We start from the raw sequence: 14,754 nt of genomic DNA, 5'->3' as shown, positions 1-14,754 counted from the left end.
TCACGGTCCGTTACACAGACTGACGATGGTGGCTCCCGAGGGGTCAGGAAAATCCTTCGAGCTAGCGTGGACGTTGAAGTCTTTACAAATCTGTTGGTCGCCAAAGAGCACGTAATCCAGCCCGGCTGGGATCTCAGGTTTGGTTGTTCTAGTGAAAGCAATTATGCGTCGATATACCGGTCCGGATCTGGCCGTCACATCTATTTTGGCCTCGGTTAAGGGCACGGGCAAGTCGCCACCTCCCGGCAAGACTAATCTGACTTTGTAGTGAAACTTGGAGTTGCCTGGATAGAGTGCCCGCAAGTAGATAATGACACCTTCTTGATTGGAGCTATTAAGATCTCCGGGTGGATTATTTGGTGAGACAGTCGCCACACATTGATAGGTCACAGATGTACTGGGGGTGCAATTAGCCAAATTCTTGGGCTCCGTGTTTAGTGGACTGGGGTTAGTACTTGGGAACAGAACAATATTGCGGACTTGGATAGCCTTGTTGCCATTGTTATCGATCAAATTGAGATTGGAGCCGTTTAAAGCATAATAATTAACGATTGTTAGTTCGATCGCCGGTAACAAACCGGCATTGCCGCTAGCCTGAGGCAGATTGGGGCCATCGTATTTGGTGTAAGGTGAGCTTTTCAAAAGTGTGACATCCAAATTCGGGGCCAGCCAACTGACTTCGATTGACTGTATGTTTGGCTTGTTCGCAGCAAATGAGGGCGAAACGTTAATTTGGGCTGCTTTTTTGGCATCTAGCACACCGCTTAAGGCATTATCGGTTTGGGCAACCGTCAAGCAAGTAATGGCATTGCTATTGGGGCCGGGCGGCATAAAGTTTGTTAAGGCCGCAAAGCTGGGATCACCAAAAGTTGGATTACAGCCCGAGGTGAAAGTCGCAGTTGGATCCTTTTTTAAGTATGCCAAGGCCCATTCGGCCCCACTTTCAGCCCCAGCATAGGCTCTCAGCGACAGTTCGTCATCGGAGGCCTGTTGGTTAGCACCAGCCGTCAGCAGCAACAACCCCAAAGACATGGTGATTAAGAGAATGCTAATCATGATGGTGGTTAACATCGAAATGATGCCCTGCTGAGTTCTCATTGGTGTTCTCCCGCGGTAATGGTAGTCGAGACGGTCGAGACCACGCAAGCGGCCGTGGAAGAGGCCGAACAGGCCGTTGAATCAGAATTCAACCCGGTCGTGGTCGAGGCCACCCGCAGGCTCACCCGCACGCTAGTGCAGCCGCTAGTGCAGGGGTTGGAATTATTTGTAGCGTCGTAAGTTACGGCTTCAGCGGTAAACCCAATAACTGGGGCATCGGATGAGGTTACTGGCATTGGCGTTTGTTGATTGGTTGTGGCCGCCAGAACACAGCCGAGGGGGGGATCTTGGGACTGATCCCAATCGTCAAACATCAGCTGATGAGTCGGCGTTAAATAAAACATGGAGCCAGATCCGCCACCCGTATCGATACACAAAATATTGTTGCCAGTCGAAAACGATACGCCCTCGCGGCCATGTTGCGAAATCATATTAATCCCGGTGCGAGCGGCGTTTTGGACTACTCGATTAGCCCGACCATTAGTGTAGAGCCCGAGCAAAGATACTAAACCAGACAGAATTATCAGCAGCCCGAAGCTAAAGACCGCCATGGACAACAATAATTCGATCAAAGTGAACCCGCCTTGGCGCTGGCCCGCTAACATGTCGCCTCTCCTTTGATGTTACTGAGCATGAAGTCCATATTGGTAGTGGCATTAGAACTGACTCCACCTTGAGTCCAATTTCCGACAGCCGTAAACCGGTAGGCATTTGGTTGGGTTAGACTACAGCTCAACCCCGTGTGCAAATAAATACCAACGCTAATATTAGGCTGATTAGTTTGGGTACGAGTATTACCACGGCAGCCCTGAACTATAGTGCTAGACTCGGCGGCCGTCGTAGGGCTGTCCCAGCCGCTGCCAGGTGTAGTTGCATCATTATCGCTATCCAACGGCGGGTTCCAGGTGCCGGGGCAAGGCAGCCATTGGCCGTGAGTAGCGCCAATTCGAAAATCGCGCTCCATATGAAAGACGCATTTCGGGTCGGTCGCGGGATCAGCTAAGGCGTTGCTATTGCAGCCACCCATGACGTCAATATTTAATCCACTCGAACCTGGATAGCCTTGGAAGAGCTGCCAGTTGGTGCTATCGCGGTAGGATTTGAGCGCCTGATATTGCTCTTGAACCAGGTTGACGGCTTGGGTGCGCAGTTGAGCGTTTTGATTATTGACCCGGCTCAGGCGGCCGATCGATAGCGTCGTCACCAGAATGGCCGAAAGTATGATCAACGCAAAAACCACCTCCACCAAAGTATCACCGCGTTGGTTTGTTAGTCTGATCATTAGTTAATCACCCTGGTCGCATTACCATATTGATCAATCGAGAGTGTGGCCGATCCCCCGTTACCCACGACAGCTGCGGTGCTTTGGGCCGCGGGCACCGCCGTCATATTGGCCGCTTGGGGACCACCGGCCGCTGGTAGGGCGCCGTTGCTGGTGTAAGCTTTGATGTCACCAGCCGCACCAAAAACCAACAAGATAGTTAGGTTGGTAGTTAGATTCACACCCCAGGGAATTTGGGTATTGTATTGGTCGATGAAGTCGAAGTGAGTCTTGTTGAAACAATCTATTCTCTGAGTTCTAACCACGGCAGTCGAACTACCGGCGGTAAAGACGATCAGCTTGCCGGCACTACAGAGGTTGGATGTTCCCCCGGTTGAGGCCACTTCGCCGACAGTGGTGGCAGCTTGGGTGCGAGCGGCCGCTATGATTTGAACGATTTGATCAGCGCCTTGGGTAAACTGCTGGCTGGCCCTAAACTGGTTGTGGCCAAAAATAATGCCCGAAGCAATCAAACCAGCAATCGCTAGGGACATAATCAACTCGATTAGGGTTACTCCGCGCTCACTCTTAAGCATAACTAATATTACTATAGCACTCCTGAAACCCCTTGAGTAGGCAGCTCATCCACGGAATAGCAAATTGTTGTACCAATTCAGTAATTGATGACCATAGAGCATAGCTAGAACGCAGCCCAGCGCCAAAAACGGCCCGAAGGCAATGTGATCCCTCCGGGTCTTACGTTTGGTCGCAATCAAGCCCAAACTGACCACGGCCGCAATTGTAAAGGCCAGAAACATGGCTACGACCGTCATTTGCAGTCCCAAAACCAGCCCAATCAATGCCACTAGCTTAATATCTCCCCCACCCATCCAGCGGCCGCTGGAGACGGCTGCCAGTAAGTAAAAACTACCACCCGCCAGTAAGGCTGCAATAATCGGCCCCAACCAGACTTGGTGCGGCTGGCCGGTGGCGATAGCAGCCACCAAAGGGATCAGCGCCACCAACAGGGCTGGCATCATCACCACATCAGGAAGCAGCATCCAACGCCAGTCGTAGAGGCTTAAAACGATCAACGAACCCAAGACATAGAGCCAAACCACGAAATTAATCCGACCCAGGGTGCTAACCGGCGCCAGTTGGATATAGCTGAGCATAAATAGGCCCCCCGTCAGCAATTCAACTAGCGGATTCTGAACCGAGATTGGTTTATGGCAATAGCGGCAGCGACCCTTAAGGAATAGCCAGCTGAAAACTGGAATTAGATCCCAAAGGCCAAGCTTGTGATGACAGTTTTCGCACTCAGAACGGTCCCGGGCAATTGGTTTGTGCTCGTGAATGCGCCAAACCACGGCATTAATGAAGCTGCCCACCATCAACCCCAGCAGGCCGACCAGAATTGCGTTAATGGTTATCAAGACAGTAGATGACTCCGCTTTCTAAGCCGATTTTGATGCGATAAATACCAATCGAAGACGGATCGTTATTGCAATCGTGACCCAATTCATAGGTAATACCAGCGGGCTGTGAGCTGGTTGGGATAAACATTACTCCGGTGAAATTATAGAGAGTGTGACTCAAGGGATCATTATCGTCCTTAACGACAGCGTAGCTCCCACCTGGTGGGGCGAAATTAGTATTAAATGTGCCGGAGTCTGGTGGATATTGATTGTGGCTAACCGGAAAATTCTCTTTGTATTTTTCGATGTTGGTTGCCACTTGCTCCAGATAAAGCTTACGCTGAGCATCACGGTGGGCAGTATGAGCCTGGGGCAAAACGAAAAAAACTAAAATAATGATGAAGCCCATAATGGCTAGCACAAAAACTGTCTCTGTTAAGCTAATGCCACGACTGTCTAATTTAGCTATTGTGTAACGCAATAGACATTCCCGCTTTCTAACAATACAGCCACGGCTACCTGGCGGCTGCCACCACCAGGCACTACACCGCTACTATCGCATTTGACGTTACCGGATCCAATTACCATCTCGTTTGTAGCCGGGCTAAACCCAGGTGGTTGACTGGCCGACCAGACTAGCGACCAAGGCACACCTTCAGGGTTTACAAAAGTGTTGCCTATGTAAGTCGTAACGATATTATTGATATCGCCTAGACCTGGCAAATTGCCGTTATTGTCGCTGGTCCAGGTTTTAGTGGCATTCAAATACCTGGCGGCGTCAGCCTCGCGATCATTGTCTTTACGACTATTCCGCCCCTGTTGAATAGCTAATAAAACCAATACCATCAAGAGCGCGGCAATTACTAACACCCACAATAATTCGATTAAAGTAAACCCACGTTGCTTCATTAATACAAATTATACCGCTTTTGCTTAGTAAACAAAAAGAAGCCCGAAGGCTTCCTTTTTAATCTTAACTGATCACTATAGATTGGCTGTGTAAATCGGTCCACTTGCGTTCGTTAACTGCACAGTGATCGTAGTATCGCCGACATTTACATTTGCAGTAGAAGCAGGGTTTGTGGTCGCAGTCAACGCTGTTCCCGAAATTGAAGGAGCGGCACCAGCAATTGCTAGTACTTGCGCTAAATACGCAGCGCTGTCGTTACACTGCTTGGTGTCACCATTTACACCAGCTGCTTCATTAGACCACTTAGTGCAAGCGGCGGCGATGCGGTTAGCGTAGTCTTTACGAGCCTGGTCTTGGGCCGAGTTACGGGCACCAGCAACGGCCAAAAAGACAATGACGATGATCAGTGCGGCAATGGCCAGCACGAAGACGATTTCAATTAATGTGAAACCCTCTCGTTCTTTTAGCATTTTTCTTAACATTTAGGTTCTCACCTCCTTAAATATATTGGTTAAGCTTATTATTATCGGCTTTGGGACAGGTGTCAAGCGCTAGAAGTTGTTCAGGCCGCCGCTGCCGACCAAACCGTAGATTGGTAACAGCACCGCTGCGATGATGAAGGCTACCACTGTACCAAGAATGACGATCATGACTGGTTCAATGGTGGTGGAGAGATTTTTAACGGCCGTGTCCACGTCTTCTTCATAAAACATTGCTACTTTGACCAACATATCATCCAGCGCACCGGATTGTTCACCGATGGCTGTCATTTGTGATACTAGTGGCAAAAAGCTCTCTTCAACCTCCAAGGCTTTGGAGAGCGCCTTACCGCCCTTGACCTTGGCCTCAGCTCGTTCAATAGCGCCCTCGACTACCAGGTTGTGAATGGCTTTACGAGTTACCTCCATGCCTTTGAGCATCGGAATACCGCTATTGAGCAGCACCGAAAGAGTCCTGGCAAAGCGAGCCATGTAGACTTTTTCGAATAAGGTGCCAAACAGCGGCACGCTTAGTTTGAAGTTGTCGTATTGGTGCCGGCCGGTTTCGCTGCGAACGTAATTGTAACCAGCCAGCAGTCCCCCGCCGACTAAGAGCAAAACCAGCCACCAATATTTGATAACGAAAGATGAAATATCGACCAAAATCCGGGTTAGAATCGGTAGATTGCGATGCAGATCATGATAGAGCTGAGCCACTTGCGGCAATAGCGTCACCAGTAAGAAGACGACGACCAAAACCACGACGACCAAAACGATCAAAGGATAAATCATGGCACTGCGGATTTTGCGTAAAATAGCGGCGTCCTTTTCTTGCTGATCGGCCAGGCGCTCCAGCACTTTATCGAGCGTACCAGAGGTTTCGCCAGCTGCCACCAAATAGACGTAGATTTCATTGAATATTTTGGGATGCTTACCTAGGGCTTCGGACAGGCTCATTCCACCTTCAACGGAGGCAATGATATCGGCCGCGGCCTCCTTGAGTGTCTTACTGGAAAGCTGACTCTGGACGTTATGCAGCGATTGAACCAAGGGCAAACCGGCGTTGATTAAGGTTGAAAGCTGGCGGGTAAAAATGACTAGATCGCGAGTACTCACACGGTTCAGGATGTTGACTTTGGCTAAGACGTTTTGCTTGCTCTTGTCCTGAATGGTGATCGGGAAAAGCCCTTGATCGACCAGGAGTTTGGCAGCCGCGCTGGTGCTATCGGCCTGAACCTCGGCTTTTAGCATCTCGCCAGTGGTATTGTTTTTGGCCGTGTACTCGTAAGTTACCACTGGTCCTAACCCTTCATCATGCGATCTAGTTCATGCAGATCGATGGCGTAGTTCTTGGCCTCATCGTAACTAATCTTGCCAGCTTGAATGAATTCAACCAAAGTTTTATCGAATGATTGCATGCCCTGCTCACCCCCGGTTTGAATGGCCGCATCGAGCTGATGGGTTTTGCCCTCACGGATGATGTTGCGGATGGCACCAGTCACCACCATGATTTCGGCTACAGCCACTCGCCCACCGCCAATGGCTGGGATCAGCCGTTGAGAGACGATAGCCTGAAGCATGGCTGAAACTTCGATTCGAACCTGTTGCTGCTGGTGAGGCGGGAAAACATCGATCATGCGGTCGACAGTTTGCGCGGCATTGTTGGTATGCAGAGTGGCTAGCACCAAGTGGCCAGTTTCGGCAATAGTAATGGCCGCTGCAATGGTTTCTAGATCCCGCATCTCGCCGATTAGAACCACATCGGGATCCTCACGCAGGGCCGAACGCAAGCTGGCTCCAAACGAATTGGTGTCGTAGTGGACTTCGCGCTGGACCACAATCGACTTTTTGCTTTTGTGAGCGTATTCGATCGGGTCTTCGATGGTGATGATGTGTAAGGCTTTATCGGTATTAATTTTATCGACCATGGCGGCCAGCGTAGTCGATTTACCAGATCCGGTCGGTCCAGTTACTAGCACTAGCCCGCGGGGTATGTTAGTGAAGTCATTTAGGATCTTAGGTAAGTTAAGTTCTTCGACGGTCCGAATTTTAGTCGGGATCAAACGAAGAGCAGCAGCAATGTTACCGCGTTCGTGGAAGGCATTGACGCGGAAGCGTCCCAGATCGCCAAAGGAAAACGAGAAATCGACTTCCTTGTCTTTCATGAGCAAATTCTTTTGGTCTTCGTCCATGACAGCAAAGACTAGCTTTTCGACGTCATCTTCGCCTAGTACGGGGGCATCGCTGATCGGTTTCAAAGCGCCATCGACCCTTAGCATCGGCGGTACTCCAACCTGTAAATGCAAGTCTGAGGCGTCTTTTTTAACAACGTCTTCTAGAAATAATTCGATTTTCATTGCTGACTTTTCCATCAAGCGTCCGCCGCCACTCTAACCACCTCTTCCATACTGGTGATACCGGCGAGAGCTTTTAGGTAACCGTCTTGCTTCATGGTCAGCATGCCATCGGTTTGAGCCTGAGTTTGAACCTCGGTCGTCGTGGCGTGTTTTAATAGCAAACGCTCCATGGCTTCGCTCATATTAAAAACCTCATAAATTCCAACACGACCTTTGTAACCTCCAGTGCACTCACTACAGCCTTTGGCTCTGAACAAAGTATAAGCGGTTTGTCCGGCCAATGGCAAGTTATCATAACCCAAATCTTTGGTGGCTTCGACCAGGTGAGTTTTTTCTTTGGGCAGGACTTTGCCCAAGACTCGATTGATTGAATCGACTTCGACTTGAGTGGTATTGGACTGCTGGCGGCACTTTTCGCAGAGCTTACGAACCAAGCGTTGGCCAATGACGGTGTTGATGGTTGAGGCAATTAAATAAGGTTCGATGTTCATATCGAGCAATCTCGGCAGAACGCCGGCGGCTGAATTGGTGTGCAAAGTTGAGAGCACGACGTGACCGGTTAGGGCCGCTTGGACCGCCAGATCAGCCGTTTCTTTATCGCGGATCTCCCCGACCATGACCACATTGGGGTCTTGCCGCAATATCGAGCGCAAACCCGAGGCAAAGGTTAGCCCCACATCTGGGTTAACTTGGATCTGATTAATGCCATCGATCTTGTATTCAACCGGGTCTTCTAGGGTCACGATGTTGATGGCGACGTCTTTGATGGCGGAAATGGCTGCATACATGGTCGTGGTCTTACCAGACCCAGTTGGTCCGGTCGAAAGTGTCATGCCATGAGGCCTGTGGATGCCCGCGGTAATCAGCCGAAAGGCCCGGCCCCGAAAACCTAAATTGTTCAATGTCAGTAATTTATCGTCTTTATCCAGCAATCGAATGACGACTTGTTCGCCGTAAACGACTGGGGCTATGGCAATACGTAGGTCAATGGTATGACCGCCCGACTTGATCTGAAATTGTCCATCTTGAGGAATGCGATGTTCATCTATTTTCAAATTGGATAAAATTTTTACTCGCGAAACTAAAGCCGGTTCGATCGACTTCGGCAACTTCATAACTTCTTGCAAAATGCCGTCGACGCGGTAGCGAATGCGCAAGTCTTTTTCCCTCGGCTCAATATGAATATCGGAGGCTTTGGCGCTGGCGGCATAGTCCATTATGGTGTTGAGTGCCCGGGTAATGGGCGCATCTTGGACCAGCATTTGAATGTTACCAGCATTTTTTTTGGTTCCGCCTTCTGGTTTTTCCTCTTCGGACCCAGCCACAGCCTCTTTTAGTAAATCATTACCCCTAATTGCTTCGCTGACTTCCTTGGAGACATCAACGCCATATTGGGTCAAAACCGTCTCCAAGCTTTTACGTGAGGCCATGAATGCAGCAATATTGCGGCCGATTTTGCGCGATAAGAAGTCGATAGCTTGGACGTTGGCTGGATCAAGCATCGCTACAGCTAGACGGCCCTGCATCTCCCCAAACGGCACCGCCATATAACTTTGAGCCGTTTCTTTAGGTAAGAGTAACAAGGTGTCTTGTGGCACTGTAATGCTCGTCAAATTAACATAAGGGTAGGCCGAAGCTTGAGCCGATAGCTTGGTCAGCTCTTCGTCATCAACTAGCTTCATTTCGCTAATAACTTGAAGCAATGGCTTGGATTGTTGGGCCGCTTGAGCTTTGGCACTGTTGAGCTGCGACTCCGACACTAAGCCATTCATAATCAAGAGTTTTTGGATCTTCTGCTGGCTTTCAGTTGAAAGCATACTAACCCTCCCCCACTATTCTACCTCAGTGGACCAAACGGTCGCCCATTGCCAAGGTTATCGATACTAATAGCTGGAGTGAAGTTGGTGACCTGATTGGGATCGGCCAGTGTTGCCATGGCTGATTGGTCAAAGCTGGCTGGAATCGGAGTAATCACTTCAACCGTCGTTCCGGCGCCGCTACTGGATTTCTTGCCGGCCAGGGCGCTGTAGGCCAAGATTGCGACAACCGTTACGATAACGATAGTTAAGACCAAATAAACTGTGTCTTTGCGCTTCATTTGACTACCTCGGTCTTATCCTCTAATACCTGCGGGTTAAAGTAGAAGGTCTGACCCGTGACAGTGGCGGTTAGAGCATCATTCGTCCCAGTGACCTGCACGCCACTGATGATGATTGGCCGGGCCGAGAGCTGTAAGTTGTGCAGGAATTTAACCAATGAATCGTAATTACCTTGAATCGACATACTGAACTGATATGGTTGAGGACCGCTTGGTTGGACACTAGTTGTAGAACTGCTCGTGCCATTAATTGATTGAACCGCAGCACTGGGTGATGATGATGTTGGTGCAGCGCTTGAGGCAGCAGCTGAAGAAACCAGGGCTGGCGAAACACTTTGTAGAGCCACACCGCTGGTGCCAGCGATTGATTCAATGGTGGCAACTAGATCTGGGAAGCTAGCAGTCGTTGGCAGAGCATCATTAATTACTGTTTTGGTTGGGCCAAGGTTTGAATAGGCTTGGGATAGTCCAGGTAAGTTGGCTAGGTTCTGCTTGAGCTGCTTTTCGGCTGAGGCCTTTTTGGTAATAACGGCATTATTATGCCCAATCCGCTTAATTAGCGAACGGCCAAAGACCAAGACGATGATCACCACTAGCGCCACTGCCACCGCACTTAAAGCGATTAGGGCGTTGGTCGAAAGTCTGGGCTTTTTAATGCTATTTGCCATCGGTAGCTCCAGAATTAATAGTGGCGGTAATAGTGTAGGCAACCTTGCCATTATTCAAAGTCACGCTGGAAAGCTGGACGTTGGAGAAGAATTTGGTTTGGTCGCTACTAGCAGCAGCTTCCATAGCTTTGGCAATCCGAGCAGCGGCTAAGTAGCTCTTGGCTTCGGCGCTCAAAGTCAGCTGTTGGCTGGCTATGGTCAGATTAGTGAAGGCCACATCGCTTGGTTCATGGGTCGAAAGTATGCTGGTTAGTTCCGTCATATAGGTACGTTGCGAGTAGAGTTGCGGTAGAGCCGCCACCCGGCCTTGCAACGATAGAATGGTGCCAACGTCTTGGAAGCTAGCAACTTGCTGCTTTTTATCGCGAATGCTTCTGGTTAGGAGCGCTATGCGCAAATTTTGACCTTGAACAATGACAAAGCCAACCACTATCAGAGCCAGGCCCACTACACCTGTAGCAATAGCAATGGTGGCGGCCAGCTGGCGGCGCTGCTTTTCTTGCAACTTCTCCTGGCGAACGTCTGGCAGCAGGTTGATCTTGATACTCATTCGACGAAGTTCCTCTGGGCTAGACCGGAAGCCACACCGTAGTGCGACGATACAGTGATGAGTTTTTCTTGTAATGAGGCTGGGTAGGACACGTTAATCCAGGCATTGCCAATTTCGACAGGCAGACCGATGGCAGTGGCAATGTAAGTTGGCAGTTCAAGCAGCGATGAAGTACCGCCGGTTAGAACTAGCTTTTCGAGTTTGGCTTGGGGGTAGCGACCGGTAAAGAACTTGATCGATTTCTGGACCTCTTCAATTAGGATATCTAGGCTGGGTTTAATAGCTTTGAAGACTTGGCCTTCCAGTTTGGTTTGAGTCAGACCGAATTTGTGAACGAATTGCTCAGCCTGAGCATCGTCCAGGCCCAAACTTTGCGAAGCGGCTTTGACCAAAGTTTGCCCGCCAACGCTGATCGAGCGGATCAATCTGGGAGAATGTTCATGAATAATGGCTAGGTCGCTAGCGATCGAACCCATATCAAGCACTAACACCGCTGGGCTAGTTGGAGGCACCAGGGCTCGATAGAGGGCCGTTGAATTGATTTCTAGCGCCATAACCTCTAGGCCAGCCGTTTCCAATATACGTAAATACTTATCGGTAATGGTTTTGGGCGCAGCTACTAGTAGGACCTCGAGTTCGTTTTCGGTCACACCTGGTCCCAGTACACTCCAGTCGACTTTGACCTGATCAATCGGCATCGGGATGTACTGGTCAGCTTGCAAAGGGATGGCTTTAGCCAGTTCTGCTTCGGATAGCTTTGGGGTGGTAATAATGGAAGCAAAGACCTTCGATGCCGGCAACCCGGCCACGACGTTTTTGGTAGTAAGGCGCAAGTCTTTAACTAACTGAGCCACGGCCTGGCCAAGTTTACCGACATCGGCCGTCGAATCGCTACGAACAGCGCCCACACTTAAAGGTGCGTCGCCATAACTGACCAAAGACGGCTTAGAGCCGCTCCGCCTAAGCTGAACGATTCTGATCGCAGTCTCACCTATATCGAGACCAAAGTAGTCCGAATCCCGCGAAAGAATACCCATTAATATAACCTTAGCATAACTGTTTTGCCCTGTGAAGTTGCTTCATTAATATTTTGGTGGCTCCAAATTAATACCAGTGGCTGCCGACCCAGACGTTATCACACCATCAAATACTGGCGGTGGGGCCACGAATAAGAGGCCGTAGAATTGGCTATTAGTTATATCAAGCGCTTGATTGAGAGCACCCGGAACAATGTTTATAGCCTCGGTTCTGACCGGACCTCGGATGTTGCGATCCCCCACTCGATTGAAGTCGAAAGTTTGAGATGACATTAAACCGTAGAGGAAGAGAGTACGTTGGCAGTTGCTGAGCAAATCGCGATGCTGAGGGGAACCGACCGCACCATCGACGTAGGGCGTACCGTTGTTATCGGTACAAGTTGTAGTTTGCTTTTGAGAATAGAGGAAGCCTTGGATTTGAGTCACCAGCTGTCCAATATTGATATTGCCGCCAGCAATGACCCCAAATGATGCCAGTTGCAGGGCCGGTCGGGCCGTGGTGGTTGATTCAAAAACATTGCCTGCCAATGTGACGTTACCGTCGGCCCATAGAGTTACTCGATTACTGAGCGTTAGAGGGCTGGTAGTAATAGTAGCGTTCCCTGTCACATGTATCAGTATGCCATCGGGCGTGTTAGGGTCAGTCAGCCATTGATCTAAGTTCTTAATGTTATTGGTATCTTTCGATAAATCCGATGCGTTGCCGTTGAAAGTCACAGTTGGTTTGGTGGAAGAATAGCTAACAGCACCTATGCCCGGGTCAGCAATTAAGTCTGGGCGGCAAACCCCGCTGTACCTGTTGGCAGTTAAGATGCCGAGTGGGCCACCGGGGAAGTTTGTCACTAAGCCACCGGCCGAAACCACATAATCGCCTTTCGAGACGGCCGCTCCGGATTGGCCTCTGACGTTATCAGTTGAACTAACCTTACAGGCGACCCGAAAGTACGGGTAATCACCGCCGGAATGGACGTCCCCCGCTCCGGTTGTGAGGTAGGGATACTCGGGCGAATAAATGTAGTTAATGGCTACTTCGTCACCTTGAAGTAAGGGCCGCCCACCGGTTGTCGAATTATAGGTGATAACCAGCTGTCCGGTGTTGGCAAAACCACGCGTGTGAACTGTGTTGTTAAATGGCACTGGGCCAGGGCCATTGATCGTATTGGTTCTGGCCAAGAAGCACAACTGGATAGTGGTATTGCTATTCAAACGATCAATCTGTGTACTGTCTAGGGTCCAGGTAATTGTCCCGCCCGGCGGACCGTTTACCTGGGGTGAAGTAGTAGGGCTCTGAGCACATGCCTGTGATGGTGTACCCATATAAACTTCATGATTTGAATCGAGGGTATCGGTTATGGTCAGGCTGCTAATTTTGCCCAGGATCGGAAATGCACCATTATTGTAGTTGGCCAGTCTCGGGTCAATTGTAATGGCAAAGCCAGGGACACCACTAGTGCAGCCACCGGTGGCGGTCCGGAATATATCAGTATTTTCGGCAAAGAAACAACCGTTTGGTTTTTTGGTTACTTGAACCGCTGCCGGGATTGGGTATTTAAATGTGAGCCAAGTTTCTGAATTGGAAAAATCAGCTTTGGATTGAGTATTGTCACTGGAAGAATTTTGTTCATATTCCCTGAGAGTAAAGCCATCCACGGCATCATTCATATGATCACAGTCATTGCCAGCGCAACCGATAAAATTGGTCAAATCCATGCACTGATTAGCTTGACTTTGATTATTGGTACAAGATGCCATGTTGCCATTGAGCTTTTTGCCAGGATTATTCATCAACGGTTGGACTGATCCAGCCCCGATAGCCGTCTGATTATACCAAACCCAGTTGGCGGGGTTGTTGCATGCAACAGCCGAGCTACCTGGGTATTTTGCCCCACCCATACTATCGTAATCATGTGTATAGTCGACACCCGTCAGGCCACCGGGCGGGAAAATAGTCCGATGACTATTGGCGTCGCTCGCCAGGTTGACAGTATCGGACAAATGACAATTCTCTTGTGTGAACATAAACCCGGCTCCCTTTGTCTGCGCAGAACCTATTGGGTAACTGTAGGGTGGGTTTACTTGATAAACACCGAAAGCATTCTGAGACCAAGGCAATTGATTATTTGCCGTCCAAGGCGCACATGGAATGCTGCCGTAGCCGTCGGCGACGATCTGGGGGTCAGACCCCAATCGCCAGCACCATATGCCAGTTTTGCCAAAGCGAGGGCTATCTATGCCGGCTCCACCAGCATCGTCAGTAAAAGCTGCAGGCGAACGCCAGTCTCTGGCGTACTGAGGTGGACGGCTGTAAGGGGCAACGGACACTGCGCCGGCTTTGGTATAATCGATAAATAATCCGTGATTGTTGGCAGTATTTTGATCTGGAACTCCTAACCGAACTTCAACCGCTCTTTGTCCACCCCATTTGTAAAAAGAATCGTTGGTATCAACAAATCCGTGCAATCTGGCACCACCATTGCTAGTGACTGTTCCGTCCGGTTGAGTATAGGAGACATTGTTCCAGGTACATGTCTCACTCGAGAGTAGTGCTCCAAAAAAGAGTCCGGGGTCATTGTTGGCTCCACTACGAAAAGATCTAGCTTGGTAGTGATAGCCATTATCATTCCACTCATATTCAACCTTCCCATAATCATTAGTGCAGCCGTTTTGGTAATAGGCGCTCGCATAATGCCCCACCAAAAAAACTAATGAAGATGCTATCCCCAGAACACCCAGGGTAAAGTAGGCACGCTGATTCTTGGGGTTGAGGCGCAACCTGGATAGTCCCCTTTTGCCTTTAGCTGTAAACGGCAAATAATTTCGCATAACTTTGGTCAAATTATAGCATAAGCGCTTCAGGGCTGGTTAGTCGCCTGCCTAT

Annotated in this window: 16 protein-coding genes; all 16 read right to left on the bottom strand. The window is 49.7% G+C overall.

The annotated features are described in order from the left end of the window. Positions 1-1,098, bottom strand: coding sequence for a hypothetical protein (locus VLE72_01295; GenBank protein ID HSX14533.1), 1,098 nt, complete (start codon positions 1,096-1,098; stop codon positions 1-3). Further along, positions 1,095-1,703 carry a prepilin-type N-terminal cleavage/methylation domain-containing protein gene (locus tag VLE72_01290; protein HSX14532.1) on the bottom strand — a complete coding sequence of 203 codons (609 nt, stop codon included), beginning with the start codon at positions 1,701-1,703 and terminating at the stop codon, positions 1,095-1,097. The genes VLE72_01295 and VLE72_01290 overlap by 4 nt, the downstream gene beginning before the upstream one ends. Further along, entirely contained in the window at positions 1,697-2,380 is a 684-nt protein-coding gene (locus VLE72_01285) for a type II secretion system protein (protein HSX14531.1), read from the bottom strand. Before VLE72_01285 ends, VLE72_01290 begins: the two co-directional genes overlap by 7 nt. Continuing rightward, positions 2,380-2,955: a prepilin-type N-terminal cleavage/methylation domain-containing protein gene (locus VLE72_01280; GenBank protein HSX14530.1), complete on the bottom strand. Its 576-nt coding sequence runs from the start codon at positions 2,953-2,955 to the stop codon at positions 2,380-2,382. The genes VLE72_01285 and VLE72_01280 overlap by 1 nt, the downstream gene beginning before the upstream one ends. Positions 2,956-3,000: 45 nt before the next feature. Then, on the bottom strand, positions 3,001-3,795 hold the full coding sequence (locus tag VLE72_01275; GenBank protein ID HSX14529.1) for a prepilin peptidase: 795 nt from the start codon (positions 3,793-3,795) through the stop codon (positions 3,001-3,003). Further along, the gene (locus VLE72_01270) at positions 3,782-4,258 is read right to left on the bottom strand and encodes a type II secretion system protein (GenBank protein ID HSX14528.1); all 477 of its coding nucleotides are present in this window, start codon (positions 4,256-4,258) and stop codon (positions 3,782-3,784) included. Before VLE72_01270 ends, VLE72_01275 begins: the two co-directional genes overlap by 14 nt. Beyond that, positions 4,243-4,686: a type II secretion system protein gene (locus tag VLE72_01265; protein HSX14527.1), complete on the bottom strand. Its 444-nt coding sequence runs from the start codon at positions 4,684-4,686 to the stop codon at positions 4,243-4,245. The genes VLE72_01270 and VLE72_01265 overlap by 16 nt, the downstream gene beginning before the upstream one ends. A gap of 75 nt (positions 4,687-4,761) precedes the next feature. Further along, positions 4,762-5,169, bottom strand: a complete 408-nt coding sequence (locus tag VLE72_01260) for a type II secretion system protein (GenBank protein HSX14526.1) — start codon at positions 5,167-5,169, stop codon at positions 4,762-4,764. A gap of 69 nt (positions 5,170-5,238) precedes the next feature. After that, the gene (locus VLE72_01255; GenBank protein ID HSX14525.1) at positions 5,239-6,462 is read right to left on the bottom strand and encodes a type II secretion system F family protein; all 1,224 of its coding nucleotides are present in this window, start codon (positions 6,460-6,462) and stop codon (positions 5,239-5,241) included. A gap of 5 nt (positions 6,463-6,467) precedes the next feature. After that, the gene (locus tag VLE72_01250) at positions 6,468-7,538 is read right to left on the bottom strand and encodes a type IV pilus twitching motility protein PilT (protein ID HSX14524.1); all 1,071 of its coding nucleotides are present in this window, start codon (positions 7,536-7,538) and stop codon (positions 6,468-6,470) included. Beyond that, complete coding sequence (locus VLE72_01245) at positions 7,538-9,340, bottom strand: ATPase, T2SS/T4P/T4SS family (GenBank protein HSX14523.1); 1,803 nt, start codon at positions 9,338-9,340, stop codon at positions 7,538-7,540. Before VLE72_01245 ends, VLE72_01250 begins: the two co-directional genes overlap by 1 nt. 20 nt (positions 9,341-9,360) lie before the next feature. Further along, positions 9,361-9,621: a hypothetical protein gene (locus tag VLE72_01240; GenBank protein HSX14522.1), complete on the bottom strand. Its 261-nt coding sequence runs from the start codon at positions 9,619-9,621 to the stop codon at positions 9,361-9,363. Further along, positions 9,618-10,289: a hypothetical protein gene (locus VLE72_01235; protein HSX14521.1), complete on the bottom strand. Its 672-nt coding sequence runs from the start codon at positions 10,287-10,289 to the stop codon at positions 9,618-9,620. Before VLE72_01235 ends, VLE72_01240 begins: the two co-directional genes overlap by 4 nt. Next, positions 10,279-10,839, bottom strand: coding sequence for a PilN domain-containing protein (locus VLE72_01230; GenBank protein HSX14520.1), 561 nt, complete (start codon positions 10,837-10,839; stop codon positions 10,279-10,281). The genes VLE72_01235 and VLE72_01230 overlap by 11 nt, the downstream gene beginning before the upstream one ends. Then, entirely contained in the window at positions 10,836-11,876 is a 1,041-nt protein-coding gene (pilM, locus tag VLE72_01225) for a type IV pilus assembly protein PilM (GenBank protein HSX14519.1), read from the bottom strand. The genes VLE72_01230 and pilM overlap by 4 nt, the downstream gene beginning before the upstream one ends. 45 nt (positions 11,877-11,921) lie before the next feature. Continuing rightward, a complete protein-coding gene (locus tag VLE72_01220; protein HSX14518.1) occupies positions 11,922-14,699 on the bottom strand; it encodes a hypothetical protein in 2,778 nt (925 codons plus the stop codon). Positions 14,700-14,754 lie beyond the last annotated feature (55 nt).

The sequence above is a fragment of the Candidatus Saccharimonadales bacterium genome (genome assembly GCA_035480635.1).
In the GTDB taxonomy this organism is placed as follows: Bacteria; Patescibacteriota; Saccharimonadia; order UBA4664; family DATIHN01; genus DATIHN01.
Note: the sequence above shows the minus strand (reverse complement) of the source record. Positions and strands in the feature narration are given on the sequence as shown.

Bases quoted from the DNA above. Each gene is read 5' to 3' on its own strand.
- VLE72_01295 (HSX14533.1), bottom strand. From the start codon at position 1,098: ATGAGAACTCAGCAGGGCATCATTTCGATGTTAACCACCATCATGATT.
- VLE72_01290 (HSX14532.1), bottom strand. From the start codon at position 1,703: ATGTTAGCGGGCCAGCGCCAAGGCGGGTTCACTTTGATCGAATTATTG.
- VLE72_01285 (HSX14531.1), bottom strand. From the start codon at position 2,380: ATGATCAGACTAACAAACCAACGCGGTGATACTTTGGTGGAGGTGGTT.
- VLE72_01280 (HSX14530.1), bottom strand. From the start codon at position 2,955: ATGCTTAAGAGTGAGCGCGGAGTAACCCTAATCGAGTTGATTATGTCC.
- VLE72_01265 (HSX14527.1), bottom strand. From the start codon at position 4,686: ATGAAGCAACGTGGGTTTACTTTAATCGAATTATTGTGGGTGTTAGTA.
- VLE72_01260 (HSX14526.1), bottom strand. From the start codon at position 5,169: ATGTTAAGAAAAATGCTAAAAGAACGAGAGGGTTTCACATTAATTGAA.
- VLE72_01250 (HSX14524.1), bottom strand. From the start codon at position 7,538: ATGGAAAAGTCAGCAATGAAAATCGAATTATTTCTAGAAGACGTTGTT.
- VLE72_01245 (HSX14523.1), bottom strand. From the start codon at position 9,340: ATGCTTTCAACTGAAAGCCAGCAGAAGATCCAAAAACTCTTGATTATG.
- VLE72_01240 (HSX14522.1), bottom strand. From the start codon at position 9,621: ATGAAGCGCAAAGACACAGTTTATTTGGTCTTAACTATCGTTATCGTA.
- VLE72_01235 (HSX14521.1), bottom strand. From the start codon at position 10,289: ATGGCAAATAGCATTAAAAAGCCCAGACTTTCGACCAACGCCCTAATC.
- VLE72_01230 (HSX14520.1), bottom strand. From the start codon at position 10,839: ATGAGTATCAAGATCAACCTGCTGCCAGACGTTCGCCAGGAGAAGTTG.
- pilM (HSX14519.1), bottom strand. From the start codon at position 11,876: ATGGGTATTCTTTCGCGGGATTCGGACTACTTTGGTCTCGATATAGGT.
- VLE72_01220 (HSX14518.1), bottom strand. From the start codon at position 14,699: ATGCGAAATTATTTGCCGTTTACAGCTAAAGGCAAAAGGGGACTATCC.